General features: G+C 67.4%; 24 protein-coding genes. 7 read left to right on the forward strand and 17 right to left on the reverse strand.

The features are described 5' to 3' along the window. Positions 1 to 54 precede the first annotated feature (54 nt). Positions 55 to 531: a fasciclin domain-containing protein gene (locus LXT13_RS25420; protein WP_233375119.1), complete on the forward strand. Its 477-nt coding sequence runs from the start codon at positions 55 to 57 to the stop codon at positions 529 to 531. A gap of 70 nt (positions 532 to 601) precedes the next feature. On the opposite strand, the gene glmM is transcribed toward LXT13_RS25420, so the two are convergent. From glmM to LXT13_RS25440, 4 genes are all read right to left on the reverse strand, one after another. Then, the gene (gene glmM, locus LXT13_RS25425; RefSeq protein ID WP_233375120.1) at positions 602 to 1,933 is read right to left on the reverse strand and encodes a phosphoglucosamine mutase; all 1,332 of its coding nucleotides are present in this window, start codon (positions 1,931 to 1,933) and stop codon (positions 602 to 604) included. A 13-nt stretch (positions 1,934 to 1,946) separates the two neighbouring features. After that, positions 1,947 to 2,789, reverse strand: a complete 843-nt coding sequence (gene folP, locus LXT13_RS25430) for a dihydropteroate synthase (protein ID WP_233375121.1) — start codon at positions 2,787 to 2,789, stop codon at positions 1,947 to 1,949. A gap of 58 nt (positions 2,790 to 2,847) precedes the next feature. Further along, positions 2,848 to 4,749 carry an ATP-dependent zinc metalloprotease FtsH gene (ftsH, locus tag LXT13_RS25435; RefSeq protein WP_233375122.1) on the reverse strand — a complete coding sequence of 634 codons (1,902 nt, stop codon included), beginning with the start codon at positions 4,747 to 4,749 and terminating at the stop codon, positions 2,848 to 2,850. Positions 4,750 to 4,835: 86 nt separating this feature from the next. Further along, a complete protein-coding gene (locus LXT13_RS25440; protein ID WP_233375123.1) occupies positions 4,836 to 5,510 on the reverse strand; it encodes an RlmE family RNA methyltransferase in 675 nt (224 codons plus the stop codon). A gap of 20 nt (positions 5,511 to 5,530) precedes the next feature. Here LXT13_RS25440 and LXT13_RS25445 point away from each other — a divergent pair, with 20 nt between their 5' ends. Next, positions 5,531 to 6,007 (forward strand): YhbY family RNA-binding protein, encoded by a 477-nt coding sequence (locus LXT13_RS25445; protein ID WP_233375124.1) that lies wholly within the window; start codon positions 5,531 to 5,533, stop codon positions 6,005 to 6,007. On the opposite strand, the gene LXT13_RS25450 is transcribed toward LXT13_RS25445, so the two are convergent. The 6 genes from LXT13_RS25450 to LXT13_RS25475 all read right to left on the reverse strand — a co-directional run bounded on the left by LXT13_RS25450 (position 5,985) and on the right by LXT13_RS25475 (position 12,751). Further along, on the reverse strand, positions 5,985 to 6,428 hold the full coding sequence (locus tag LXT13_RS25450; protein ID WP_233375125.1) for a DUF4149 domain-containing protein: 444 nt from the start codon (positions 6,426 to 6,428) through the stop codon (positions 5,985 to 5,987). The two genes, LXT13_RS25445 and LXT13_RS25450, sit on opposite strands and share 23 nt — an antisense overlap. Before the next feature lie 73 nt (positions 6,429 to 6,501). Further along, positions 6,502 to 6,978 (reverse strand): transcription elongation factor GreA, encoded by a 477-nt coding sequence (gene greA, locus LXT13_RS25455; RefSeq protein ID WP_233375126.1) that lies wholly within the window; start codon positions 6,976 to 6,978, stop codon positions 6,502 to 6,504. 83 nt (positions 6,979 to 7,061) lie between these two features. Beyond that, positions 7,062 to 10,337, reverse strand: a complete 3,276-nt coding sequence (gene carB, locus LXT13_RS25460) for a carbamoyl-phosphate synthase large subunit (RefSeq protein ID WP_233375127.1) — start codon at positions 10,335 to 10,337, stop codon at positions 7,062 to 7,064. A gap of 24 nt (positions 10,338 to 10,361) precedes the next feature. Beyond that, positions 10,362 to 11,000 (reverse strand): leucine efflux protein LeuE, encoded by a 639-nt coding sequence (gene leuE, locus LXT13_RS25465; protein WP_233375128.1) that lies wholly within the window; start codon positions 10,998 to 11,000, stop codon positions 10,362 to 10,364. A 21-nt stretch (positions 11,001 to 11,021) separates the two neighbouring features. Beyond that, positions 11,022 to 12,182 (reverse strand): glutamine-hydrolyzing carbamoyl-phosphate synthase small subunit, encoded by a 1,161-nt coding sequence (gene carA, locus LXT13_RS25470; RefSeq protein ID WP_233375129.1) that lies wholly within the window; start codon positions 12,180 to 12,182, stop codon positions 11,022 to 11,024. 167 nt (positions 12,183 to 12,349) lie between these two features. Then, positions 12,350 to 12,751 carry a GlcG/HbpS family heme-binding protein gene (locus LXT13_RS25475; RefSeq protein WP_233375130.1) on the reverse strand — a complete coding sequence of 134 codons (402 nt, stop codon included), beginning with the start codon at positions 12,749 to 12,751 and terminating at the stop codon, positions 12,350 to 12,352. Between the two features lie 89 nt (positions 12,752 to 12,840). On the opposite strand from LXT13_RS25475, the gene LXT13_RS25480 reads away from it, so the two are divergent. Next, positions 12,841 to 13,533, forward strand: coding sequence for a Bax inhibitor-1/YccA family protein (locus LXT13_RS25480; RefSeq protein WP_233375131.1), 693 nt, complete (start codon positions 12,841 to 12,843; stop codon positions 13,531 to 13,533). 109 nt (positions 13,534 to 13,642) lie between these two features. Here the strand turns inward: LXT13_RS25480 and LXT13_RS25485 are convergent, their stop codons facing one another. From LXT13_RS25485 to surE, 6 genes are all read right to left on the reverse strand, one after another. Beyond that, positions 13,643 to 15,154: a glycoside hydrolase family 5 protein gene (locus LXT13_RS25485; RefSeq protein ID WP_233375132.1), complete on the reverse strand. Its 1,512-nt coding sequence runs from the start codon at positions 15,152 to 15,154 to the stop codon at positions 13,643 to 13,645. Positions 15,155 to 15,383: 229 nt separating this feature from the next. Then, on the reverse strand, positions 15,384 to 16,781 hold the full coding sequence (gene rlmD, locus LXT13_RS25490; protein ID WP_255719738.1) for a 23S rRNA (uracil(1939)-C(5))-methyltransferase RlmD: 1,398 nt from the start codon (positions 16,779 to 16,781) through the stop codon (positions 15,384 to 15,386). Positions 16,782 to 16,792: 11 nt separating this feature from the next. Beyond that, positions 16,793 to 17,794 (reverse strand): RNA polymerase sigma factor RpoS, encoded by a 1,002-nt coding sequence (rpoS, locus tag LXT13_RS25495; RefSeq protein ID WP_233375134.1) that lies wholly within the window; start codon positions 17,792 to 17,794, stop codon positions 16,793 to 16,795. A gap of 20 nt (positions 17,795 to 17,814) precedes the next feature. Next, positions 17,815 to 18,708, reverse strand: a complete 894-nt coding sequence (locus LXT13_RS25500; RefSeq protein ID WP_233375135.1) for a peptidoglycan DD-metalloendopeptidase family protein — start codon at positions 18,706 to 18,708, stop codon at positions 17,815 to 17,817. Positions 18,709 to 18,766: 58 nt separating this feature from the next. Then, positions 18,767 to 19,573: a protein-L-isoaspartate(D-aspartate) O-methyltransferase gene (locus LXT13_RS25505; RefSeq protein ID WP_419964711.1), complete on the reverse strand. Its 807-nt coding sequence runs from the start codon at positions 19,571 to 19,573 to the stop codon at positions 18,767 to 18,769. A gap of 4 nt (positions 19,574 to 19,577) precedes the next feature. Continuing rightward, positions 19,578 to 20,321: a 5'/3'-nucleotidase SurE gene (gene surE, locus LXT13_RS25510; protein ID WP_233375136.1), complete on the reverse strand. Its 744-nt coding sequence runs from the start codon at positions 20,319 to 20,321 to the stop codon at positions 19,578 to 19,580. Positions 20,322 to 20,534: 213 nt separating this feature from the next. On the opposite strand from surE, the gene LXT13_RS25515 reads away from it, so the two are divergent. Continuing rightward, positions 20,535 to 21,278 (forward strand): LuxR C-terminal-related transcriptional regulator, encoded by a 744-nt coding sequence (locus tag LXT13_RS25515; protein ID WP_233375137.1) that lies wholly within the window; start codon positions 20,535 to 20,537, stop codon positions 21,276 to 21,278. Between the two features lie 68 nt (positions 21,279 to 21,346). On the opposite strand, the gene LXT13_RS25520 is transcribed toward LXT13_RS25515, so the two are convergent. Then, positions 21,347 to 21,895: a carboxymuconolactone decarboxylase family protein gene (locus tag LXT13_RS25520; RefSeq protein ID WP_233375138.1), complete on the reverse strand. Its 549-nt coding sequence runs from the start codon at positions 21,893 to 21,895 to the stop codon at positions 21,347 to 21,349. A 99-nt stretch (positions 21,896 to 21,994) separates the two neighbouring features. On the opposite strand from LXT13_RS25520, the gene LXT13_RS25525 reads away from it, so the two are divergent. The 3 genes from LXT13_RS25525 to LXT13_RS25535 all read left to right on the forward strand — a co-directional run bounded on the left by LXT13_RS25525 (position 21,995) and on the right by LXT13_RS25535 (position 24,661). Continuing rightward, positions 21,995 to 22,852: an AraC family transcriptional regulator gene (locus LXT13_RS25525; protein ID WP_233375139.1), complete on the forward strand. Its 858-nt coding sequence runs from the start codon at positions 21,995 to 21,997 to the stop codon at positions 22,850 to 22,852. 9 nt (positions 22,853 to 22,861) lie between these two features. Then, entirely contained in the window at positions 22,862 to 23,191 is a 330-nt protein-coding gene (locus LXT13_RS25530) for a hypothetical protein (RefSeq protein ID WP_233375140.1), read from the forward strand. Positions 23,192 to 23,269: 78 nt separating this feature from the next. Next, the gene (locus tag LXT13_RS25535) at positions 23,270 to 24,661 is read left to right on the forward strand and encodes a TolC family protein (protein WP_233375141.1); all 1,392 of its coding nucleotides are present in this window, start codon (positions 23,270 to 23,272) and stop codon (positions 24,659 to 24,661) included. The last annotated feature ends 3 nt before the right edge of the window (positions 24,662 to 24,664 follow it).

Genomic DNA, 24,664 nt, shown 5'->3' on the forward strand with positions numbered 1-24,664 from the left:
TATTGCACTTCTAGAGTGCACAGGCTCCAACTTTCGACGCCGGGAACCCAAGCCATGATCCGTCGCTCGCTCCTCGCCTGCCTCGCCGCCGGTTTGCTCATCACCGGCTGCGCCACCACGCCCGCACCCGCGCCGCTTGCAGACACTTTGGGCCGTGAGCCCCAACTCGGCACATTCAACCGCCTTGTCGCCCAGGCCGGGCTGGGGGATGAACTGCGGGCAACGGGTCCGATGACGGTGTTCGCGCCGAGCGACGAGGCCTTCAAGGCGCTGCCGGCGAAGACGATGGAGGCGCTGGCCGCCGACCGCGCCCAGCTTCGCGCAGTGCTGAACAACCACATCGTGGAAGGCCGCCTGGCATCTTCCGACGTGAAGCCGGGCGCCGCCAAAACTCGCCAGGGCGGCACGCTGGCACTGGCCACGGCGGGCAGTTTCGTCACCGTCGACGATGCGATCGTCCAGCAACCCGACCTCGTGGCCACCAATGGCGTGGCCCACGTCGTGGACCGCGTGCTGCTGCCCAAGAAGTAGGCCGGCAGGGGCTGGCTACGAAAAAGGCCACTCCCGCGAGCGGCCCTCCTTTTAGGCTCGAACGACGACCTCAGGCCGCCACCGCCTGGGCCAGCCGCTCGGCGCAGTGACGCGCGAGCTCCGCGTCGGACGCTTCCACCATGACGCGCAGCAGCGGCTCCGTCCCGGAGGCCCGGATCAGCACCCGACCGCGGTTGCCCAGCTCGTCGGTGATGGCGCGCTCTTCCTGGGCGAGCCGGGTGTTGCTCTTCCAGTCCTGGCCGGCGGCCAGCCGCACGTTGATGAGCGTCTGCGGGAAGAGCTTCACGCCGGCGAGCTGGTCAGCCAAGCTGCGTCCGCTGCGGCTGACGGCCTGCAACACCAGCAAGGCACTGACAATGCCGTCGCCCGTCGTGTGCTTGTCCAGCGCCAGCAAATGGCCGGAGCCCTCGCCGCCCAGCTGCCAGCCGCGCGCGGCCAGCTCCTCAAGCACATAGCGGTCCCCAACCTTGGCACGCACGAAATCGATGTCGTGCGAGCGCAGCGCCAGCTCCACGGCCATGTTGGTCATCAACGTGCCGACCGCACCGGGCACGCGATGCCCCTGGGCCAGGCGGTCCGTCACCATCACGTAGAGCAGCTCGTCGCCGTTGTAGAGGCGGCCATTGGCGTCCACCAGCTGCAGGCGATCGGCGTCGCCATCGAGCGCAATGCCGTAGTCCGCGCCGTTCGCCTTAACCGCTTCGACGAGTGCGCCGGGGGCCGTGGCACCAAAGCCTGCATTGATGTTGAAGCCGTCCGGCTTGCAGCCGATGGCCACGACCTCGGCGCCGAGTTCGTGGAACACATCGGGCGCCACGTGGTAGGCCGCGCCGTGAGCGGCATCGACGACGACCTTGAGCCCCTTCAGCGTCAGGTCCGAGCCGAAGCAGTTCTTGCAGAACTCGATGTAGCGGCCCCGCGCATCGTCAAGCCGCTTGGCGCGGCCGAGACTGGCGGAGTCCACCCATTGCGGTTCGTCATCCAGCGCCGCCTCGACAGCCAGTTCCCAGGCATCAGGCAGCTTCTCGCCCTTAGCCGAGAAGAACTTGATGCCATTGTCCTGGAAGGCGTTGTGCGAGGCGCTGATGACGACGCCCAGATCCTGGCGCAACGCACGGGTCAGGTACGCGACACCCGGCGTAGGCAACGGGCCAGTCAACAGCACGTTGACGCCGGCAGACGCGAAGCCGGCCTCCAACGCCGACTCGATCATGTAACCGGAAATACGCGTGTCCTTGCCGATCAACACCGTCGGCCGGGCGCTGGTCTTGCGCAGCACGCGACCCACCGCGTGGCCCAGGCGCAGCATGAAGTCGGCCGTGATCGGCGACTGACCGACGGTGCCGCGGATGCCGTCGGTTCCGAAATACTTGCGGCTCATCAAGCTCTTTCTGTCATTCGATGGGTCGGATTGTCGCGCCATCGACGGCAGCCCAGACCTTGACGGCGTCCACCGTCGCGGCGACGTCGTGCACGCGCAGTACAAGGGCACCGGCGCTCACCGCACGCAGCGCGGCAGCCAGGCTCGCGGCCAATCGCTGCTCGACAGGGCGGCCAGTGATGTCGCCCAACGTGCGCTTGCGCGACCAGCCGACCAGCAACGGGTAACCCAACGCGGCCAACCGCTGCTGGCCCGCCAACAGCGTCAAGTTGTGCTCGGCCGTCTTGGCAAAACCGTAGCCGGGATCAAGCGCAATACAGTCGGCCGACACACCGGCGGCACGCACGAGCCGCGCACGCTCGGAAAGGAATGCGGCGACCTCGGCGACGACATCCTCGTAATCCGCCAGCGCCATCATCGACACCGGCTCGCCCCGCATGTGCATCAGGCACACGCCGGCACCACTGCCCGCCACCGCCGCGAGCGCGCCGTCGGCTTGCAGCGCCTGCACGTCGTTGATGATGTCCGCACCCGCGTCCAGTGCACGACGCATGACCTCCGGTTTCCAGGTATCCACCGAGACCGGCACGCCCAGCGTGACCGCGGCAGCCAGCACGGGGGCGATGCGAGCCCATTCGGCATCGGCATCGACGCGCGGCGCGCCGGGACGTGTCGACTCGCCGCCAATGTCAAGGATGTCCACCCCTTCAGCGACGAGGCGTTCGCAGTGCGCGATGGCGGCGCGCGCCTCGTCATGGTGACCACCGTCGGAGAACGAATCCGGCGTTACGTTGACGATGCCCATCACGCGCGGGCGGCTCAGGTCGATGCGGAAGCGACGGGTCTGCCAGTGCATGAGGTGTTCGACCAGAAAAAAAGGCCCGGCAGCGAGCCGGGCCTTGGATAGAAGCGAGTCAGGCTGCCGCGGGCGCGCCGTCGGTGCTGACGGGCGGCGTGCCGCCGCTCGGGCCGCTGCTGGGCGTCGACGTCGTGCCGCCCGGCTCGCGCGGCGGCCGGCCGGCCATGATGTCCAGAATCTGGTCGCGGTCGATGGTTTCCCACTTCATCAGCGCTGCGGTCATGATCTCGACCTTGTCGCGGTTGTCCTCGAGGATCTTCTGCGCGACGGCGTATTGCTCGTCGAGGATGCGGCGGATCTCGCTGTCGACCTTCTGCTGCGTGTTTTCGCTGATGTTGGCCGTCTTGGTCATGCTGCGGCCGAGGAAGACTTCGCCCTCGTTCTCGGCATACACCATCGGCCCCAGCGCCTCGCTCATGCCATAGCGCGTGACCATGTCGCGAGCCATGCGGGTGGCGCGCTCGTAGTCGTTGGATGCGCCCGTGGAGATGTCGTGGACGAACAGATCCTCGGCAATGCGGCCACCGAACAGGATGCTGATGCTGTTGAGCATCTGCTTGAAGTACAGGCTGTGCTGATCGCGCTCCGGCAGTTGCCAGGTCACGCCGAGGGCGCGGCCGCGCGGCATGATGGTGACCTTGTGAACGGGGTCGGTGCCGGGCAGACACTCGGCGACGATGGCATGGCCGGACTCGTGATACGCCGTCGCGCGCTTCTCGTCCTCGGTCATGACCATGCTCTTGCGCTCGGGGCCCATGTAGAGCTTGTCCTTGGCGCGCTCGAAGTCGATCATCTCCACGAGGCGGCCGCCTCGGCGGGCCGCGAACAGCGCGGCCTCGTTGACGAGGTTGGCCAGGTCCGCACCGCTCATGCCGGGCGTGCCGCGGGCCAGGATGGACGCATTGACGTCCTGACCGATGGGCACCTTGCGCATGTGCACGTTCAGGATCTGCTCGCGGCCGCGGATGTCCGGCAGCGTGACGTAGACCTGGCGGTCGAAGCGGCCCGGGCGCAGCAGCGCGGGGTCCAGGATGTCGGGCCGGTTCGTGGCAGCGATGACGATGACGCCGAGGTTGGTGTCGAAGCCGTCCATCTCGACGAGCATCTGGTTCAGCGTCTGCTCACGCTCGTCGTTGCCACCGCCGAGACCCGCACCACGGTGGCGGCCCACCGCGTCGATTTCGTCGATGAAGATGATGCAGGGCGCGCTCTTCTTGGCCTGCTCGAACATGTCGCGCACGCGGGCCGCGCCGACGCCGACGAACATCTCGACGAAGTCGGAGCCCGAGATCGTGAAGAACGGCACCTTGGCCTCGCCGGCGATGGACTTGGCCAGCAGCGTCTTGCCGGTCCCCGGAGGACCGACCATCAGCACGCCGCGCGGGATGCGGCCGCCAAGCTTCTGGAACTTCTGCGGGTCCTTCAGGAAGTCGACGAGCTCCTTGACCTCTTCCTTGGCCTCGTCGCAACCAGCGACGTCGGCGAAGGTCACGGTGTTGTTGTTCTCGTCGAGCATGCGGGCCTTGCTCTTGCCGAAGCTGAAGGCGCCGCCCTTGCCGCCGCCCTGCATCTGCCGCATGAAGTAGACCCACACGCCGATCAGCAGCAGCATGGGCGTCCAGTTGATCAGCATGCTGACGAGGAAGCTCTGCTCCTCGCGCGGCTTGATGTCGAACTTGACGCCGTTGTTGCGCAGGTCGCCAACCAGACCGCGGTCCTGGTAGGTGGCCAGCGTGCGGATCTTGTTGCCGTCGGTGTCCTCGGCGTAGATGTCGCCGGTGATGCCGTCAGGCAGCGTGGCCGACTTGATGCGGTGCGACTGGACCAGGTCCAGGAACTCCGAATACGTCACCTGCTTGCCGGGCGCCGTGGTGCCGCCGAATTGCTTGACGACCGTGAACAGCACGAGGGCGATCACGATCCAGACGGCGAACTTCGAAAACCATTGATTGTTCACTGCGACTCCTTAGCCCTGATGGCCCATCGCGGGTTTCAGGACAGTGGGGGTGATTTTAGGTGCGACAAGGGGGCAACCCCTTGTCATCAGCGGTTTTTCAACCCCACACCCACCAGAAATGTCTCGGAAGAGCGGTCGCGCGACGCCTTAGGCTTGATCGGCTTGACCGTCTTGAAATGTGTTTTGAACAGGTCCACCAGCTGGCTGTAGCCGCTGCCGTGGAAGACCTTGGCCACCAGCGCGCCCTCCGGCTTGAGGTGCTGCTGCGAGAAATCCACGGCCAGTTCGACCAACCCGGAAATGCGGGCGGCGTCTGTCGACGCGATCCCCGACAAGTTGGGGGCCATGTCGGAGACGACCACGTCGATCGGCCGCCCGGCCAGCGCTTCCTCCAGCTGCGCCAGGACGGCTTCCTCCTGGAAATCGCCCTGGATGAACTGCACGCCCTCGATCGGCTCGAAGTCCAGCAGATCCAGCGCAATGATGGTGCCGTTGAGCTGCCCCACCGCCGCCCCGCCCTGCCCGGCCTCCTTGGGCGCAAACCTGCGGCGTAGGTACTGGCTCCAGGCGCCCGGCGCCGCGCCCAGGTCCACGACGACCTGGCCCGGCTTGATCAGACGCAACTCCTCGTCGATCTCCTTGAGCTTGTAGGCGGCACGGGCGCGGTAGCCGTCCTTCTGAGCCTGCTTGACGTAGGGGTCGTTGACATGGTCATTCAGCCACGCCTTGTTGACCTTTTTGCTCTTGGTTTGGGTTTTCATTGAAAAACGATAATAGGCGCATGCCTCAAATCAACCTGACTCCCGCCCAGCGCAAGGAAAAGCGCGCCGACGCCCATCATCTCGACCCGGTCGTGATGATCGGCGGTGAAGGCCTGACGCCCGCCGTCGTGAAGGAAACCGACGCCGCGCTGAAGGCCCACGGCCTCATCAAGGTGCGGGTCTTCAGCGACGACCGCACCGCCCGCGAGGCCATGCTGGCCCAGCTCAGCGACGAACTCGATGCCGCGCCCATCCAGCACATCGGCAAGCTGCTGGTGCTGTGGCGCCCCATCCCCGAGAAGGCCAAGGCCGAGCGGGAGGGCGCCATGCCCGGGCCGCGCGTCGTCAAGATCGTCAAGTTCTCCAAGAACGGCAACAGCCGTCCGCAGGTGAACAAGGTCAAGGTCATGGGCAACGAGCGCGTGACGCAGGGCGGCGAGATCAAGCGCGCCAAGAAGCGCAAGCCGACCAGCGTCAAGAAGTCCGTCTCTGACTGACCCAGGCGAGCGCTAGCACGGCCAGGCCCTTCACGCCGAAGAAGGCTAAGGACACGCCGTGCAGCGCGGCGAACGACGCGACGCCGGTACCAGCCCGGGCGCTCGCCATCAGGGGCTGCAGGCCGTAGTAGCCGGCGACGGTGCAGAACAGAGCGACCACAGGCAGCAGCAGCCGGGCCGAGAACTGGCTCGTCTGACCGCCCGACTCCACGACGTCGCGGACGATGCGGCGCTCGATGGCCATCAGTACCAAGCCCACCGCGAGGCTCACCTGCGCCTCAATGGCGAACACGCGGGCCACGTAGCCGCCGGCCTGCGCCCGCTCCAGCACCGCAAACGCTGCTGGCGTCGCGACGAAGGCGATGCACAGCAAAAAGCCGCCCCAGAGGGCGGCCAGCAAGGCTTGCAGCTTCGAGAACATCACCTTGATGCGTGGCGCTCATCGGGCCGTCGGCAGTCCCTTGAAGGGAGCAGGCGCAGCGGGTAAGCGTGGGTCATTGATACCGGACTTCAATGATTTCGTAGCGGCGGATGCCGCCCGGCGCCTGCACTTCGGCGACATCGCCGGCTTCCTTGCCGATCAGCGCGCGCGCGATCGGCGAGCTGATGGAGATGCGGCCCAGCTTGATGTCGGCCTCGTCGTCGCCGGTGATCTGGTAAGTCACGGCGTTGCCGCTATCCTCGTCTTCCAGATCCACCGTCGCACCGAACACCACGCGTCCACCGGCATCCAATGCCGCGGGGTCGATGATCTGCGCCGCCGACAGCTTGCCCTCGATCTCAAGGATGCGGCCTTCGATGAAGCCCTGCTTATCCTTGGCGGCATCGTACTCGGCGTTCTCGCTCAGGTCGCCCTGCGCACGCGCCTCGGCGATCGCCTGGATGACGGACGGACGCTCCACGGTCTTCAGGCGGTGCAGCTCTTCCTTCAGCGCTTCGGCGCCGCGCTTGGTCAGGGGGATCTTCGTCATGGCAATCTCGTTCAGTCAAAAAGAGACCGCCGCTGCGGCCCGGGCGCTCCGGGCGGCGGCGGCGGAATCAATGGATCGGAATCTTAGGCGAGTTCGGCGTGCAGCTCTTGCAGGGATTGCACGAGCAGCCCGTTTTGGTGCTTCATGCCTTCCACGGCGGCCTCGCAGCCGGCCATCGTCGTGTAATAGGTGACGCGGTTGGCCAGCGCGGCCTGGCGGATGTAGCGGCTGTCGGCAATCGCCGTGCGCGTCTCGTCCACCGTCGTGAAGACGAGCTGGATGTCGCCCCCCTTGAGCGCGTCGACGATATGCGGCCGGCCGTCCTTGATCTTGTTGATCAGCTTGACCGGCACGCCGGCCTCCTGGATGGCCGCCGCTGTGCCCTTGGTGGCCACGATGCCGAAGCCCAGCGCATGCAGGTCCTTCGCGATCGCGACCGCCCGGGCCTTGTCGCTGCTCTTAACGGTGATCAGCACGTTGCCCGAACGCGGCAGGCGCGAGCCGGCACCGATCTGGCTCTTCAGCACGGCTTCGCCGAACGTGCGCGCCGAGCCCATGACCTCGCCCGTCGAGCGCATCTCGGGGCTGAGGATGGGATCCACGCCCGGGAACTTGTTGAACGGGAAGACGGCTTCCTTGACGCTGTAGTACGGCGGCACGACCTCGGCCGGCACCCGGCCCTTGCGGTCGCGCTGGTCGATCAGCTTCTGGCCGGCCATGCAGCGGGCCGCGATCTTGGCGAGTTGCTGGCCTGTGGCCTTGCTCACGTAAGGCACCGTGCGCGACGCGCGCGGGTTCACTTCCAGCACATAGATCGTGCAGTAGGCCAAACCCTGGGCCACATCTCCCTGAATGGCGAACTGCACGTTCATCAGGCCCACGACCTTCAGCGCCTTGGCCATCGCTGCCGTCTGGCGGCGCAATTCATCCTGCACGTCGGCGGCCAGCGTATAGGGCGGCAGCGAGCAGGCCGAGTCGCCGGAGTGTATGCCGGCCGCCTCGATGTGCTCCATGATGCCGCCAATCATCACATCCACACCATCGGCGATGCAGTCCACGTCCACCTCGACGGCATCCTGCAGGAAGTGGTCGAGCAGCACCGGCGACTTCTCGGACACGCGCACGGCCTCGCGCATGTAGCGCTCCAGGTCCTTGTCGCCGTGCACGATCTCCATCGCACGGCCGCCCAGCACGTAGCTGGGGCGCACGACCAGCGGATAGCCAATCTCGTTGGCCAGCGTGACAGCCTGCTCTTCGGTGCGCGCCGTGCGGTTCGGCGGCTGCTTCAGGTCCAGCTCGTGCAGCAGCTTCTGGAAGCGCTCGCGGTCTTCGGCGATGTCGATGCTGTCCGGCGTCGTCCCGATGATGGGGACGCCGGCGCGCTCCAGGTCCAGCGCCAGCTTCAGCGGCGTCTGGCCACCGTACTGCACGATGACGCCGACCGGGTTTTCCTTGTCGACGATCTCCAACACGTCTTCCAGCGTGACCGGCTCGAAGTAGAGGCGGTCTGACGTGTCGTAGTCGGTCGAGACGGTCTCGGGATTGCAGTTGACCATCAGCGTCTCGTAGCCGTCCTCGCGCATCGCGAGGGCCGCGTGCACGCAGCAATAGTCGAACTCGATGCCCTGGCCAATACGGTTCGGGCCACCGCCCAGCACCATGATCTTCTTCCTGTCCGTCGGCTGCGCCTCGCACTCGGCGCCCTCGCCTTCGTACGTGGAGTACATGTAGGCCGTCTGCGTGGCGAACTCGGCGGCGCAGGTATCCACACGCTTGTAGACCGGGCGCACGCTCAGCGCATGGCGGCGTTCGCGCACGGCGTGCTGGTGCGTGCCCAGCAGCTTGGCCAGGCGCTTGTCGGAGAAGCCCTTGGTCTTCAGCAGGCGCAACTCGGCCTCGGTCAGCGACTCGACCGTGCGCCCTTTGAGCGCGCCCTCGATCTGCACCAGTTGCTCGATCTGGGCCAGGAACCACGGGTCGATGGCCGTTTCCTCGTGGATCTCGTCCAGCGTCATGCCGATGCGGAAGGCATCGGCCACGAACAGGATGCGCTCGGGGCCGGCCTCGCCGATCTCCTGCACGATGTCTTCACGGTCGGTGCTGCGCTCGGTCAGGCCGTCGATGCCCGTCTCCAGGCCACGCAGGGCCTTCTGGAAGGACTCCTGGAAGGTGCGGCCCATGGCCATCACCTCGCCGACGGACTTCATCTGCGTCGTCAGGCGCGAGTCGGCCATCGGGAACTTCTCGAAGGCGAAGCGCGGAATCTTCGTGACGACGTAGTCGATGCTGGGCTCGAAGGACGCCGGCGTCGCGCCGCCGGTGATGTCGTTCTTCAGCTCGTCCAGCGTGTAGCCGACGGCCAGCTTGGCCGCGACCTTGGCGATGGGGAAGCCGGTGGCCTTGGAGGCCAGAGCCGACGACCGCGACACGCGCGGGTTCATCTCGATGACGACCATGCGGCCGTCCTTCGGGTTGATCGAGAACTGCACGTTGGAGCCGCCGGTGTCGACGCCGATCTCGCGCAGCACGGCGAGGGACGCGTTGCGCAGCAGCTGGTATTCCTTGTCGGACAGCGTCTGGCTGGGCGCCACGGTGATGGAGTCACCGGTGTGGATGCCCATCGGGTCCAGGTTCTCGATAGAGCACACGATGATGCAGTTATCCGCCTTGTCGCGGACGACCTCCATCTCGTATTCCTTCCAGCCGATCAGGCTCTCCTCGATGAGCAGTTCGTTGGTCGGCGACAGGTCCAGGCCGCGCTTGCAGATCTCTTCGAACTCTTCCGGGTTGTAAGCGATGCCGCCGCCCGTGCCGCCCAGCGTGAAGCTGGGGCGGATGACCATCGGGAAGCCGCTGCCACCGATCTCGGCCTGGATGCGCTTCTGCACTGCCCAGGCCTCTTCCAGCGAGTGCGCGATGCCCGACTTGGCCGAACCCAGGCCGATCTTGGTCATCGCGTCCTTGAACTTCAGGCGGTCCTCGGCCTTCTCGATAGCGACCTCGTTGGCGCCGATCATCTCGACGCCGTACTTGGCCAGCACGCCGTGCTTGTGCAGGTCCAGCGCGCAGTTCAGCGCCGTCTGGCCGCCCATCGTCGGGAGCACCGCGTCCGGACGCTCCTTGGCAATGATCTTCTCAACCACCTGCCAGGTGATCGGCTCGATGTAGGTGACGTCCGCCGTGTCCGGGTCCGTCATGATCGTTGCCGGGTTGCTGTTGACGAGGATGACCTTGTAGCCCTCCTCGCGCAGCGCCTTGCAGGCCTGGGCGCCGGAGTAATCGAACTCGCAGGCCTGGCCGATGATGATCGGGCCGGCGCCGATGATGAGGATGCTCTTGAGGTCTGTACGTTTCGGCATGGCGGTCTGCGCTCTTGGAGCTTTTTAGAGGGTGGCCGTGGCCAGCTTGGCCCCGAATCCAACGAAAAGGACGCCGACGCCCGCGTTCGCGGCGCCGGAGAGTCGACGCCGCGCGCGGAAGGCCGCCGCGAGGCGGGCTCCGGCAAAGATCAGCGTCGAGAGGTAGACGAAGCTGGCGATCTGAATGATCGTGCCCAGGATCAGGAAGGTCAGCGCGGGATGCGGATAGGCCGGATCGACGAACTGGATGAAGAAGGACAGCAAGAAGGCGATGGCCTTGGGATTCAGCAGGCTGACGACCAGCGCCTTGCGGAACGGCTGGCGCGCGTCGACGACGCGCGGCACCTCGGCCGTCGCCTCGCCGCGCCAGGTGCGGAACGCGCCGCGCAGCAACTGCAGACCGATCCACCCGAGGTAGATGGCGCCGGCCATCTTCACGACGAAGAAGATCTGCGGGCTGGACATCAACAGCGACGCCCCGCCAGCCGCGGCCAGCGTCATCAGCACCGTGTCACCGACGAACACGCCGCAGGCGGCCGTGTAGCCCGCCCGCACGCCGCGCTGCGCCGCAACGGACAACACGTACAGCGAATTGGGCCCGGGCAGCAGGATGATGAACACCACTGCTGCCAGGTAGGTGCCGAGGTCGGTGATGCCGAACATGCGAGGCTCCAGCGCTGCGCCTCAAGCCTTGCTCATCAAGGCCACGAAGCGATCGAACAGATAGGCGATGTCGTGCGGGCCGGGGCTGGCTTCCGGATGGCCCTGGAAGCTGAACGCCGGCTTGTCGGTGCGGGCGATGCCTTGCAGCGTGCCGTCGAACAGGCTGACATGCGTGGCACGCAGGTTCTGCGGCAACGTGTTGGCGTCCACCGCGAAGCCATGGTTCTGGCTCGTGATGCCGACGCGCCCGCTGTCGAGGTCTTTGACCGGATGGTTGGCGCCATGGTGGCCAAACTTCATCTTGAAGGTCTTGGCGCCGGAGGCCAGCGCGAGGATCTGGTGGCCCAGGCAGATGCCGAAGACGGGAATGCCCGACTCGATCAGTTGGGCCGTCGCCCGGATCGCGTAATCGCAAGGCTCCGGGTCGCCGGGGCCGTTGGACAGGAACACGCCGTCCGGCTGCAGCCCGAAGACGTCGCTCGCCGGGGTCTGCGCCGGCACGACGGTGACCTTGCAGCCGCGTTCGGCCAGCATGCGCAGGATGTTGTTCTTGACGCCGAAGTCGTAGGCCACGACGTGGAACCTGGGCGACGTCTGCTGGCCGTAACCGCTGCCGAGCTTCCATTCCGTCTCGGTCCAGACGGTGGGTTCAGTGCGGCTGACGACCTGGGCCAGGTCCAGACCGGCCATAGAAGGTGCAGCCTTCGCGGCGGCAACGGCGGCGTCGATATGCGCCTGCGTCAGCGCCTCGCCCGCAGGCAGCGCAAGGATGCAGCCGTTCTGTGCGCCCGTCGTGCGCAGCACGCGGGTGAGGCGGCGGGTATCGAGCCCGGCGATGGCAACCGTGCCCTGCTCGCGCAGATAGGCGTCCAGCGTCTTACCCGACCGGAAGTTGGACGCACGGATCGGCAGGTCCTTGATGACGAGGCCGGCGGCGAAGACCTTCGAGGCCTCCACGTCTTCCTCGCTGACGCCATAGCTGCCGATGTGCGGATACGTCAGCGTGACGATCTGGCGGCAGTAGCTCGGGTCTGTGAGGATTTCCTGGTAGCCGGTCAACGCCGTGTTGAACACCACCTCGCCGACCGTCTGGCCCGTGGCGCCGATGGATTGGCCTCGGAACAGTGTCCCGTCCGCCAACGCCAAGATCGCCTGAGGGGGTTGAAGGAGGTCAGCCAGCACGAAGGTCTCCGCAAGTGGGGCGCGAGCCCAGCACAAGCCCGTCCGAAGGACGGATCAGCTTGAGGAAACCGAAGGGTTTGCGCCGGACAGCGGGGGTGGTTCAGATAAACCCATCGAGTATAGCCGACTGGGGTTAGTACGGAGGCTTCGTGACCGGCTCGTGACGCTCAAAGCGCCGCGATGCCGGCCTTGGCGATTTCAGCATCCTCGCTGGATTTCACGCCGCTGACGCCCACGGCGCCGAGGCACTCACCGTTCACGAGAATGGGCACGCCGCCCTCCAGCGTCGCCTGGATGGCCGGGGCACTGAGGAAGGAATACCGCCCGCCGTTGATCATGTCCTCGTACACCTTGGACTCGCGCCGGCCCAGCGCCGAGGTGTGCGCCTTGGCGGGCGCGATCTGCGCCGAGATGGGAGCCGCACCGTCGAGGCGCTGCAACCAGAGCAGATGGCCGCCAGCGTCGACAATGGCGATGCTGACCGCCCAGCCCTTGCTGAGCGCGTGCGCCTCGGCGGCAGCGGCGATGCGTTTGACGTCGGCAAGTTCGAGTTGCGATTGCTGCTTCATGGCCTTGATTTCCAGTGCTGAACCCTCAATGTAGCGGCTTGGCGCCGGCCTAGAATCGGCGCGGTTTTCATTCGCATCGGAGGATCGTCATGAACGACAGCCTGCAAACGTCTTACGGCTACGCCGCGGCCGGCCTCGCAGCCGACCGTCAGCGCGTGTTGCGCAACACCTACTGGCTGCTCGCCCTGTCCCTCGTACCCACGGTACTGGGCGCGTGGATCGGCGTGTCGACTGGCCTGTTCGCCACGATGGCGCCGGGCATGAGCGCACTGGTGTTTTTCATCGGCGCCTTCGGCTTGATGTTCGTCATCGAGAAGACGAAGGACAGCGCCGCGGGCGTGGCAGCCCTGCTGGCCTTCACCTTCTTCATGGGCCTGATGCTGTCGCGGCTGATCGGCTTTGTGCTGGGCTTCCGCAACGGCACGTCGCTCGTCATGACGGCCTTCGGCGGCACGGCGGCCGTGTTCTTCACGATGGCCTCGCTGGCCACCGTCATCAAGCGCGACCTGTCGTCGATGGGCAAGTTCCTGGTCGTGGGCGCCGTCATCCTGATGGTGGCCGGCATCGCCAACATCTTCATGCAGTCGTCGGCTCTGATGCTGACGGTGCTGGTGATGTCGCTGGGCATCTTCTCCGCCTTCATGCTGTATGACATCAAGCGCGTCATCGACGGCGGCGAGACGAACTACATCAGCGCCACGCTGAACATTTATCTCGACGTGTACAACGTGTTCCAGAGCCTGCTGTCGCTGCTTGGCATTTTCGGCGGCGACCGCGACTGATACGCGGCCAGCCACATTAAAAAGGCGACCCATCACGGGTCGCCTTTTTCATTGGGGGGCTCACTGCGCCATCGCAAGAGCCGGCGCGAGCGGCCGCACAATCAATGCGTCATTTGCCAGCCGTGTAGTTGCGCAGCACGAACGGCGCGCTGAGCAGGATGGACTGGCCCACCTGCCCGATCTGCACCGACAGGGAGGCCGTGCCGGCAGGCTGGTCCATCTGGGCGATGCCGTTGAGCACGATGGGCTCCAGCTTGCTGGTCAGCACTGCCGAGCCCGACAGCAGCGCGGTATACGGCGGGGCATTGAGCTGCAGCGACACGGGAACGGTGACCTGCGCCTTCGCGTCATCGGTGTCGAGGCGCGCCCATACCAGCACCTGCAGCCTGTCGCCTTTGCGGATGTCACCAGTGATAGGCGCCATCGCGCCGTTGTCCCAGGGGTTGGCGCGCTTGCCCTGCAGCGCCACACGCAGGCAGGTCTTGCCGGTGGCCTCGCAGGCCACCTGTTGGGTGGACTGCCCGTCGCCGTAGACCGACCAGGCACTGACCTTGGCCGAGTTGATCAGGTAGTCCAGCGCCGGGTCGCCGGCACGGCTGGCGACCATCGCCGCGCCGCCCATCGGCGGAATGAGCGCATTCAGGATGGGCTTGACCCAGCTGTCCGCCTTCATGTCCCAGACGATGAAGTCGGAGTCGAACTGCCAGTAGCTCCAGCTGAAGCCTCGCGCCTCGGCCGCGCGGGCAACGGCCGACGTCCACGCCACGCGCTGCGCGAGCACACCCGTCTCCAGGGCCCCGAACTCACCCAGCAGCATGGGCCGGCGGCTCTTCTGCGCCCAGGCCTTGACCTTGTCGAAGTCGGCCTTGATCTGCTCCTGCTCGGCAGGCGTGCCCCAGGTCACGCCCGACGTGTTCTTGAACTGCTCGACCCAATGCGCGCCCTGGTGCGTGAACGGAAACGGCGAGTAGTAGTGGAAGGTGACGATCAGGTTGCGGTCCGCCTCAGGCAGCCTAAGGCTGTCCAGGTGGTCCATCGAGTTCCAGGATTTCGGCCCGACGATGACGCGGCGCTTCGGGTTGGTCTCGCGGATGATCTGCAGGTTCTCCGCGATCATGTCGTTCCATACCGCATCGGCCTCGCCGTTGGGCTCGTTAAGGATCTCGAACAGCACGCCATCCGGCGCATCCTTGTAGCGCGGCGCCACCTGGCTCCAGAACGTCTTCAGCCGCGTACGGCAAGCATCGACGGCCTTGGCGCAGTCCATGAAGTTGTGCTGGTCGATGATGACCTGCAGCCCCGCATTCAGCGCGGAGGCCAGCACCCCGTCGAGCGTCTTGAACCAGGCCGGCGAAAGCCGCCCTTCGGCATCCATGTGCTCGAAGGCATGCAGGTTCAGGCGCACGTGATCGAAGCCGCCGTCGCGGATGGCCTGCAGGTGGCGCATCTGGAATCGGGCCTTGGCCGGGTCGCTCCAGATGGGGTCGTAGCCGAGCACGTTGACACCACGCTTGAGCGCCTGCGCCGGCAGCGCGACCGGCTGCGCCAGCGCAGCGGACGCCAACCCGAGCGTCAGGCAAGCGGCGCCGAGGATGCGGATGACTTGGGATCGAAGGAACATGGCCAGCCTCTTGTCTCCTGAGGTTGAATGGCGCCGGACCGACGACGTGCATGGCGCCTCGATTCCGACGGGAAGAAACTAAACAAAATTCTTTGTTTACTTATTCTTCCCCAAATTCCACCGGCGAGAGATTCGGGTTGACCCGCGCATCCCTCATGCACGTTGACGACGATGCAACGCGACGTCTCAGCGTTTAGTAAACCAACGCAGCCACAGGTCGCAGGCCCGGCTACGCGTCCCGCTCGAACACCGCCACGCTTTCCACATGCGCCGTGTGCGGGAACATGTTCACGGCACTGGCCGCCGTGCAACGGTAGCCGGCGACATTGACGAGCAGCCCGGCATCCCGCGCCAGCGTCGCCGGATTGCAGCTGACATAGACGATGCGCTTCGGTGGCTGCCAGCCAGGGGCCAGCGACGGGTCCTGCGCGATGTCGGCCACGGCCTTCGCGAGTGCAAAGGCACCCTCGCGCGGCGGGTCGATGAGCCAGCGATCTGCCACGCCATCCTGGGCCAGCAGTTCAGGTGTCATCTCGAACAGGTTGCGCGCGACAAACCTCGTCTTGTGCGCCAGGCCGTTGGCCGCCGCGTTTTCGCGCGAGCGCTGCACGAGCGCCTCGCTGCCCTCGATGCCCAGCACCTCGCGCGCCTGCGTGGCCAGCGGCAGCGTGAAGTTGCCCAGGCCGCAGAACCAGTCGATGACGCGGTCGCCCGGCTGCACGGCCAGCAGTCGCAAAGCACGCCCGACCAGCGACGCATTGATGTGCGGGTTCACCTGCGTGAAGTCGGTCGGTTTGAACGGCATGCGGATGCCGAACTCCGGCAGCGCATAGGACAGTTGTGGCCCGAAGTCGTCCAGCAGCCGGACCGTGTCCGGCCCCTTGGGCTGCAGCCACCATTGCACGCAATGCGTGGCGGCGAATGCGCGCAGCAGCGCGACATCGCCGTCCGGCAGCGGATTGAGGTGGCGCAGCACGAGGGCGATGACCTCGTCACCCATCGCCAGCTCGATCTGCGGCAGCCGGTCGCGCTCCTCCATCGCCATGATCAGGTCGCGCAGTGGCATCAGCAGATCGCTGACGACCGGCGGCACGACCTTGCACACCTGCATGTCGGCCACGTAGCGGCTCTTGCGCTCGTGGAAACCGATCAGCACCACACCCTTCTTCTGCACGTAGCGTACAGAGAAGCGAGCACGGTAGCGATAGCCCCAGGCCGGACCTTCGATAGGTCGCAGCAGCACCTCGGGCTTGACCTTGCCGAGATGCCAGAGGTTGTCTTCCACAACGCGCTGCTTGACGGCCACCTGGGCGGCCGGGTGCAGGTGCTGCATCTTGCAGCCACCGCAAGCACCGGCATGCAGGCCGAAATGCGGGCAGCGCGGCGCGACGCGCAGCGGGCTCTCCTTGCGAATCTCGGCGAGCTGGCCCTGCTCCCAGTTGTTCTTGCGGCGGCCGATGTCGGCCTTCACCAGTTCGCCAGGCAGCGCGCCGTCGATGAAGACCACCTTGCCCTCGGCGTTGTGCGCCACGCCCTGCGCTTCCAGGTCGAGCGATTCGACGCGGAGCCATTCTGTCGTTCGAGTCATCCTGGAATTATCGGAGGAGCGGCGACGCGCTCCCACCAGAGCGGCAACCGTCAGAAGATGCTGTCCCGGTCGACACCGTGGCGCATCATGTTGCGCTTGAGCTTGGCGAGCGCCTCGATCTGGATCTGCCGGATGCGCTCGCGCGTCAGCTTCAGCCGAATGGCCAGCACGTCCAGCGTCTCGGGCTCGCGGTCCGACAGGCCGTAGCGCCCCGCCAGCACCTCGCGCTCGCGGTCGTTCAGGCTTGCGAGGCCGTGCTGCAGCAGCTCCTCCACCTCGTGGGACAGGCGCAACCCCATCGGGTCGATGGCCTGCTCGTCGGCCACCAGGTCCAGCATCGACTCGCCGCCTTCGCCATTGCGGTCCACAGGCGAGTCCAGCGAACTCGGCAGCTCCGCGTAGGCCAGCAGTTCGGCCACCTCGTCGACGGGACGACCCAGCGCCAGGGCCACGTCCTCGGCCCGCACCCGACCCTCGCCTCCCTGGGCGCTCTGCAGCGCCTCCAGCGCGCGGCGCGCTTTCAGCACCTGGTTGAGCTCGCGCACGATGTGCACCGGCAGCCGCACGAGCCGGGCCTGATGCATCAACGCACGCTCGATACTCTGGCGGATCCACCAGCTGGAATATGTCGAGAACCGGAAACCGCGCTCCGGCTCGAACTTGCCGATGGCATGCATCAGCCCGAGGTTGCCCTCCTCGATGAGGTCACTCATCGGCAGGCCGCGGCCCAGGTAGTTCTTGGCGATGCTGACGACGAGTCGCAGGTTGTGCTCGATCATCGCCTGCCGGGCGTCGAAGTCGCCGGCCCGGGCGGCCTGGGCCGTCTCGAACTCCTGCTGAGGTGTTAGCAGCGGCGTGCGCCGGATGTCGCGAAGGTAGGCCTGCAGCGCATTGCCCAATTCGACGTCATCGCTCGTGGCTCGCAGCGCCTGGCCTTCGTCGTCGCCGGCTTCGGCACCGGGCTCCACGTCCGGCGGCGTCGCCGACATGACGACGCCCGCATCATGTGACGCGCCGTCATGGCCGTTGGTCTTCGGCGCGGCGCGTTTCATGGTGTGAGGCTGGCGTCAGCTCAACGCGGTGGCAGCAGCTTGGCCGGATCGACAGGCTTGCCCAGCTTGCGCACTTCGAAGTGCAACTTGACGGTGTCGCTCTCGGTGGAACCCATCTCGGCAATCCTCTGGCCTTTGCGCACGACCTGATCCTGCTCGACCAGCATCGCCCGGTTGTGGGCGTACGCGGTCAGGTAGGTGTTGTTGTGCTTGATGATGACCAAGTTGCCGTAGCCGCGCAAGCCCGAACCGGCATAAACGACACGCCCGTCGGCCACCGCAAAGACCGGGTCGCCCGGCTTGCCTGCAAAGTCCAGGCCCTTGTTGCGCTGTTCGTCGAAACCGGTGCTGACGGGCTGCGACACCGGCCACGCCCAGGCGAGGCTGTCGTCGTCCGCGGCGGCCTCCTTGGACGGGGCCGAAGCGGCAGACGACGCGGTGGACGCCGACGGCGCCGACGCCGAACTTGCGGCGGCCACGGGTGGCTTGGCATCGAGCGGACGGCTCTCCACCTTGCCCGCGCTGGCGATCGGCTTGGCCGTCACGGCGCTCGCGTCCACGCCCGGCGGCACGACGCGCAACACCTGGCCGACCTCGATGCGGTCCGGGTTCTCGAGCGCATTCCAGCGCGCTAGGTCGCGCCAGCTCTGTCCGTTGTCCAGCGCGATGCGGATCAGCTTGTCGCCGGGCTTGACGGTGTAGTAACCGGGCTTGCCGGCGTTCTCCGCGCCGGGCAGCGGCTTAGCCTCGGGCGCTGGCGTCGCAACCGCGGGCGCCGGCGTCGACGCGGGCGCCTTGGACGGATGCGGATTGCGGTCCTCGACTGGGGCCTGGTGCAGGGAGACGCTGCTGCAGGCACTCAGCAGCAACGGAAGGACGACAAGGGCGAGAAGGTGGCGCAGGCTAGATGGCATCGTGTCGGGCACGTTGAAGGCCGCCCGGATTGTGCGGCGCGGTGCGCCAGCGGCCCCGTCAGACGACTCCGGATTTTAGAGGGACGAACAGCACGGCCTCATGCTCGCTGCGAACCCAGTGGCTGACGCCTTTGTCGACGACATGGTCCAGCACCACCAGCACCTGACCCCGGCCAGTAGCGGCGGTAGGTGCGACAAGGCGGCCGCCGGGCGCTAGCTGATCCATCCAGGCGCGCGGGATGTCCTCGCCACCTGCGGCGGCGATGATGCTGTCGAAAGGGCCGCTGGCCGAATGACCTGCACGGCCATCGCCCCAGATGAGCCGCGGCGCACGCGGCAGCGGGACGCGCTGCAGGTTGAGCTGCGCCTTCTCGTGCAGGCCCTGCAGCCGCTCGATGGACGTGAGTTGACGCGCGAGGAGCGCGATGACCGCCGCCTGGTAGCCGCAACCGGTACCGATCTCCAGCACGCGGCCCAGCGAGCCGCGCTGACGCGCGCCCTCCCCGCCCATCAGCAACCCCAGCATGTGCGCCACGACCGACGGCTTGGAGATCGTCTGGCCGTGCCCGATGGGCAGCGCCGTGTCTTCGTAGGCCTGGGCCGCCAGCGCGCTGTCGACGAACTCGTGGCGCGGCACCGTCGCCATCGCCGCGAGCACGCGCTCGTCGAACTTGCCCTCGGCTCGCAGCCGGGCCACCATCCGCTGGCGCACCGCGCCACCGTCCAGCCCCGTGCCGCTCGGCCGCGCCAGCCGGGCCGCGTCGCGCGTGGCCTGGTGCAGGTGGCGCTGCGGCATCAGCAGCTCTCGCTGCGGGGCCGCCACGGTGGGCTTGAGCGAGGCGGGGAAGCGCTTGGGCGTCGACATCCGGTCAGAGGCCCAGACGCTGCGCCCAGGCGCCCAGCGCGGCGTGCTCGGTCAGGTCGACCTGTAGCGGCGTGATGGACACCTGGCCGTTGATCGTGGCGTGGAAGTCGGTGCCCTCGCCGGCGTCCCGGGCGTCCCCGGCAGGGCCGATCCAGTAGATCGTCTCGCCGCGCGGGTTGACCTGCTCGATGATGGCCTCGGCAGAATGGCGACGGCCGAGGCGCGTGATCTTGCGCGGCAACTGGTCGGCATCGGCCCGGTTGGGGATGTTGACGTTCAGCAGGAACGCCTGGCTCAAGCCCCCGGCGATGACCTGCTCGACGACGCTGCGCGCCGTACGGGCCGCCGCCTCCAGTTCGCCCCAGCCCTTCTCGGCCTGGGAGAAGGCGATAGACGGGATGCCGAACAGATAACCCTCGGTGGCCGCCGCGACAGTGCCTGAATAGAGCGTGTCGTCGCCCATGTTGGCGCCGTTGTTGATGCCCGAGAGTACGAGGTCGGGGCGGTAGCCAAGCAGGCCGCTCAGCGCAAGGTGGACGCCATCGGACGGCGTGCCGCTGACGTAGCGGAAGCCGTTGGCGGCCCGGTAGACGTTCAGCGGGCGGTTCAGCGTCAGGGAATTGGAGGTGCCGCTGGCGTTCTGCTCGGGGGCGATGACGTCGATCTCGCCGAGTCCGTCGCAGGCTCTCACAAGGGCGGCAAGGCCCGGTGCGAGGTAACCGTCGTCGTTGGAAATTAGGATGCGCATGGTGGTGCGATTGTAGGGAGGCAGTCACCCGCGGGAGCGGGTGTAAGCCCTTTGGGATGGCGCTGTCGCGGCCCACGCCCGATGCCATCGGCAAGTCATTCATCGTGACGACGTGAAGCCTGAAACGGGGGCTTGGCACCCCGCACTCACGGTCCATGCCCGACAAACGGGTACGCTACATTCGTCGGCCGACTTGATCCCCGCCGTCCATCCATGACCGTCAAAGTCCTCATCATCGAAGACAACCCCGTCGCCCGCAGCTTCTTGTGCCGCGTGGTGCGCGAGAGCTTCAGCGACGCCATGGAGCTGGTGGAGGTCGGCGATCTGGAGAACGCACGCCGGCAGGTCGCCAAGTACGCCGGCACCCCGACGGACGCCGGTTTCAAGCTCATCCTCGTCGACCTGGAACTGCCCGACGGCAACGGCATGGAGTTCCTGACTGAGCTCGCCGGCTCGCCCGCCATCAAGATCGTCACGACGCTGTACTCCGACGACGACCACCTCTTCCCCGCGCTGCAATGCGGCGCCGACGGCTACCTGCTGAAGGAAGACCGCTTCGAGGTGCTGGTGGAAGAGTTGCAGCGCATAGTGCGCGGCCAGCCGCCGCTGTCGCCGGCCATCGCCCGGCGCCTGCTGTCGCACTTCCGGCCGGCCTCCAGCGACAGCGGCACGATGCCACTGAACTCCGGCTTCGGCTCGCTGTCGTCGTCGCACGCGCCCTTCAGCAACAGCCGCAATGTCGCGCTGGACCCGCCGCCCGAATGGGAGCGCTTGACGCCTCGCGAAAGCGAGGTGCTGACCTACCTGAGCAAGGGCTTCACGATCAAGGAGATCGCGAACCTGATGGGCATCAAGTGGTTCACCGTCAACGACCACATCAAGAGCATCTACAAAAAACTCAACGTGTCCAGCCGGGCCGAGGCCGCCGTGCTGGCGTCCAAGCAAGGGTTGGTCTGACGGCCCCGAGCGCCTGACGGCGAAAGGCCCCGGCATGCCGGGGCCTTGTCGTTTGTGGAGTGCCTAGGTCAGGCAGCCGAGCGCAGCTTGACGCCCGGGAAATCCACCGGCACGGCGAACGCGACGTTCACGTAGTTGGTGAACAGGTTCAGCGCCACGTGGGCCAGGATCTCGACGATCTGGCCGTCCGCGAAGCCGGCCGCGCGCAGCGCAGTGACATCGCCCGCGCTTACCTGGCCGCGTTGCTCGACCAGCCTGAGCGCGAAGCGCAGCGCCGCCGCCGTGCCGGGGTCGGCCGATTCGCCGGCCTGGGCCGCGCTCATCTCCGCTTGTGTGGCGCCCGCCTTGCGACCCAGCGCCGTGTGTGCGGCCAGGCAGTATTCGCAGGCATTGCGGTCAGCCACCGCAACTGCGATCTGCTCGCCCAGCTTGGCCGGGATGCTGCCGCCGCCCAACGCACCGAAGAACGCCCACATCGCCTGCAACGCCGCGGGAGAGTTGGCTACCGCGCGGAACATGTTGGGCGTGGCGCCGAAGGCCCCGTGGATGGCATCGAGCGACGGACGGCTGGCTTCAGGGGCATCGGCGGCTGCAAGAAGAGGGACACGGGCTGTCATGGAGTCACCTTTCGGTTTCAGTGGAGGAAGGCCTCCACTGTCGCCGCCCTGGATGGACCAAAGGTACCATTCAGTCCAGTATTTCAACCTATTCGTCCCATGACCGACCCGGCGCCGCTGGACCGACTGAGCCCGCTGTTCGAGCGCTTCCGCGTGCGCGCCAGCCTGTTCCACGCGGGCCCGCTGTGCGGGGTCACGCATTTCGATGCGCGGGCGGGCCGCGGCTTCCTGCACGTGATGCGCAACGGCGAGATGGAGATCTCGCATGCCGCGGACAGCGGCCTCGTCGAGCGGCAGTGGGTGCGCGAGCCCAGCCTGGTGTTCTACCCACGACCGCTGGCACACGACTTCCACAACGCGCCGGCCGAGGGGGCCGATTTCGTCTGCGCGACGCTGGACTTCGAGGCCGGCCACCCGCTGGTGCACGCGCTGCCGCCGCTGATCGTGCTGCCGCTCTCGGGCGTCGACGGCATCGCCGCGACGCTGGCGCTGCTATTCGGCGAGGCGGAGCGCGTGCGCTGCGGACAGCGTCTGCTGGCCGACCGGCTTTTCGAGGTGCTGCTGCTGCAGCTGCTGCGCTGGATGCTGGACCAGCGAGACGCCCCGTTGCCGCTGGGGCTGATGCGGGGGCTGAGCGACGCGCGGCTGGCGCGTGCGCTGACGGCGCTGCACGCACGGCCCGGCGACGCGTGGACGCTAGCGGGCATGGCCGACGCCGCCGGAATGTCGCGCAGCCGGTTTGCCGACGCCTTCCGCGACGCGCTCGGCCAGACGCCGGCCGACTACCTCGCCGGCTGGCGGCTGGCCATCGCCCGCAGCGAGCTGCGCGCCGGCAAGCCGCTGAAGGTGCTGGCGGCCGAGCTGGGCTATGCCAACGCATCAGCACTGAGCCGTTTGTTTGCTCAGCGTCATGCCGGGCTGTCGCCGCGCGCCTGGTTGCAGCGCGACGGCCGTTAAAGTCGCGCGATGCGTCACCCGCGCCGCTTCATCGTGCTCTGCCTGCTGCTCGTGCTGCTGCCGCTGCGCAGCCTGCTGGCGGCCGGCCAGCCCGGGTGCGAGCCGATGCCGCCGCTGCCGATGGCGGGCCATGCGCACCATGTCGGCCATGGCGATGCGCACGACGCTGCGGCCAAGCCCTGCAAGCTCTGCGCGCCCTGCTGCCTGACGGCGGCACCGCCGCCGGCGCTCGCGCTAGACGCATCACCGGCCACGCCGGCAGCACGCGCTGCGGTCACACCCGCCGAAGCCTGGGCCGGCATCGTGCCACCCCTCCCCGACCCGCCGCCGCGGGCCTGATCCTCTCGCCGCCCTCCCTGCCGCCGCTCTCGCCGACCGGCAGTCCCGATCTCGTTGCCTTGCCCGAGAGGCTTGCCCATGTTCCCTGCTCCTTCCTCGCCCAAAGCGGCGGCGTTGCTGCTGGCGCTCGCGCTGTCCGGGTGCGCCAGCGTCGACCCCGCCGATCCGCTGGCCGACGTCAACCGGCTGACCCAACCCCACACCGGCCTGCCGCTCACCGACCACCCCCTGTCGCCCGACGTGCTGGCCGACCGGCTACGCGAGCCGCTGTCGGCCGATGCCGCCAGCACGCTGGCGCTGCAGAACAACCGCGCTCTACAGGCCCGCCTCGCCCGGCTGGGCATCACGGCCGCCGACGTGGCCGACGCCGGCCGGCTGCCCAACCCGGGCTTCCGCTTCAGCCGGCTCACGCGTGGCGACACCGTGGAGCTGGAGCGCGGCTGGCATGTCGATCTGGCCCGGCTGCTGGCGCTACCGCTGGTCCGTGGCGCCGAGCAGCGCCGGCTGCAGGCGGCCCAGCAGGCCACCGCGGCCGACGTGCTGACGCTGGCGGCCGATACGCGCCGCGCCTGGGTGCGCGCGGTGGCCGCCGAAGAAGCGCTGGCCTACCGCCGCCAGGTGTTGGATGCCGCCGAGGCCGGCGCCGAACTCGCGCGCCGCATGCAGGCCGCCGGCAACTTCAACGCGCTGGCCCGGGCCCGTGAGCAGGCCTTCGAGACGGACGCGCGGCTGGCGCTGGCGCGCGCCGAGGCCACGCGACTCAGCACACGCGAGCAGCTAGTGCGGCTGATGGGGCTGGAAGACGGCGCCGCTCTGCGCTTGCCGGCCCACCTGCCGGAACTGCCCGAGGCGCCGCGCGACCCGCGCGACGTCGAAGCGCAGGCACTGGCGCAGCGGCTGGACGTACAGGCCGCACGGCTGGCGCTGGAACAAGCGGGCCGCCAGTTGGACGCTGCGCGGCTGACTCGCTGGGTGTCTATGCTGGAACTGGGGACGGTGCGCAATTCGTCCAACCAGGAGCCCACGCAGCGCGGCTGGGAGGTGGCGCTGGAGCTGCCGCTGTTCGGCCCGGGCCCGCTACCCAAGGCAGAGGCGCTGGCCCGCGAGGCCACGCACACCGCCGCCGATGTGGCGCTGCAGGCACGCTTCGAGGTGCGCCAGGCGCTGGGCCTCTACCGCAGCGCCTACGACATTGCCCGCCGCCATCGCGACGACGCCGTGCCGCTCGCCCGCCAGGTGGCCGACGAGCAGCTGCGCCGCTACAACGCGATGCTGATCGGCGTCTTCGAGCTGCTGGCCGACGCGCGCGCGCAGGTGGCCGCCGTCAGCGCTGCGCAGGAGGCACTGCGCGACTTCTGGCTGGCCCAGGCCGACCTGGCCCAGGCCCTCGTTGGCCCCGGCCGCTCGGCGGCCGCGCTCACCTCGCCCACCCCCGTGTCCGCGATGGCGTCCGCCGGCGCCGCCCACTGACCT

Origin of the sequence: Pelomonas cellulosilytica (assembly GCF_021353265.1) — a bacterium.
GTDB lineage: Bacteria > Pseudomonadota > Gammaproteobacteria > Burkholderiales > Burkholderiaceae_C > Pelomonas > Pelomonas cellulosilytica.